The organism is Streptomyces sp. FH025 (genome assembly GCF_017427025.1).
In the GTDB taxonomy this organism is placed as follows: domain Bacteria; phylum Actinomycetota; class Actinomycetes; order Streptomycetales; family Streptomycetaceae; genus Kitasatospora.
Map to the genome: position 1 here is coordinate 1 of NZ_JAFLNG010001094.1, position 1,644 is coordinate 1,644.

Genomic DNA, 1,644 nt, shown 5'->3' on the forward strand with positions numbered 1-1,644 from the left:
ACGGTCAGCAGGGACTCGATGGACGGGATCTCCGGCTCGGGCACCGTGAAGTAGTCCTCGGACAGCACCGCCAGGTCGCCGTAACAGCCGGACCGCAGCACGCCCTTGACGTCCTGTTCGCCGGTGAGGGCGGCGCCCGCCGTGGTGTACATCGCGAGCGCGGTCTCCCGGTCCACCCGGTTCTGCGGCGGCCGCAGCGCGGTCCCGCCGACGGTGCGGCCGGAGACCAGCCAGTGCAGGGCGACCCACGGGTTGTAGGAGGACACCCGGGTGGCGTCGGTGCCGGCGGCCACCGTCAGCCCGCGGTCCAGCATCGCGCGGATCGGCGGGGCGTCGGCGGCGGCGCCGATGCCGTAGCGGCGGGTGAACACCTCGCCCTGGAAGGAGAGGCGGTTCTGCACCGAGAGTGCGCCGCCGAGCGCCGCGATCCGGTCCAGGCTGTCCGGGGAGACGGTCTCGGCGTGGTCGAAGAGCCACCGGTTCCCGGCGGGGAACAGGCCCTCGGCGGCGAGCTTCTCGAACACCGCGAGGTCGCGCCGGATCGTCTCGTCGTAGGTCGCGTGCAGCCGGAAGCCCCAGCCGTGCTCCATCAGCAGCCGGACGGCCTTCTCGAACTCGCCTTCGTAGGCGCCCAGTTCGGGGCGCGGCTCGGCGAAGTTCTCGAAGTCGGCGGCGGCCCAGGTGAGGTTCTCGCCGGCGCCGTTCAGCCGCAGCCACTCGTCGCCGTCCCCGGGGCGCACCGCCTCGATCCAGCGGGCGAGGTCGTCGAGCTCCTGACCCGGGGTCTGCGGGAACAGATGGTAGGCGATCCGCAGGGAGAGCAGGCCCTCGCGGGCGAGTTCGGTGACGGTCGCGTAGTTCTCGGGGAAGTTCTGGAACCCGCCGGCGGCGTCGATGGCGGAGGTCAGCCCGAAGCGGTTCAGCTCGCGCAGGAAGTGCCGGGTGGAGGTCTTGCGGTCCTCGCCCTCCAGGGCCGGGGCCTTGGCGAGCGTGGAGTAGAGGATCAGCGCGCTGGGGGCGGCCAGGAGCATGCCGTTGGGCTCGCCGCCGCGGCCCCGGACGATCTGGCCGCCCTTCGGGTCCGGGGTGGCCGCGGTGTAGCCGACGGCCCTGAGGGCGGCGCGGTTGAGGATCGCCGACTGGTAGAGGTGGAGGACGAACACCGGGGTGTCGGGCGCCGCCTCGTTCAGCTCTGCGGGCGTTGGGAGCCGCCGCTCGGCGAACTGCTCGGCCGACCAGCCGCCGACGACCCGTACCCACTGCCCCTTGGGGATGCGGGCGGCCTGCTCGCGCAGCATCGCCAGGGCCTGGCGCAGCGAGGTGACGCCGTCCCAGCGCAGCTCCAGGACGTAGTTGAGGCCGCCCCGGATCACGTGCAGGTGCGCGTCGTTGAGGCCGGGCACGACGCGTCGGCCGAGGGCGTCCACCACGGTGGTGGACGGTCCGACGAGCGGGGCGATGTCCGCGTCGTCCCCGACGGCCGTGATCAGGCCGTCGCGGATGGCGAGGGCACCGGCCCGGGGGCGGCGGGCGTCCCCGGTGTGGATCTTCGCGTTGCGCACGACGACGTCGGCGGCGTCCTTCGCGTCCTCGGCGGCGCGGGGGACCAGCCCGCCGACCGGCATTGCAGGCACCTCGACGGCC

Annotated in this window: 1 protein-coding gene; it reads right to left on the reverse strand. The window is 73.7% G+C overall.

Features of this window, described 5'->3' with window-relative positions; all coding sequences use genetic code 11:
• Nucleotides 1-1,625, reverse strand: a 1,625-nt coding sequence (locus tag J0670_RS37590; RefSeq protein ID WP_243438078.1) for an amidohydrolase, incomplete at its 3' end; no start/stop codon positions are given.
• Nucleotides 1,626-1,644 lie beyond the last annotated feature (19 nt).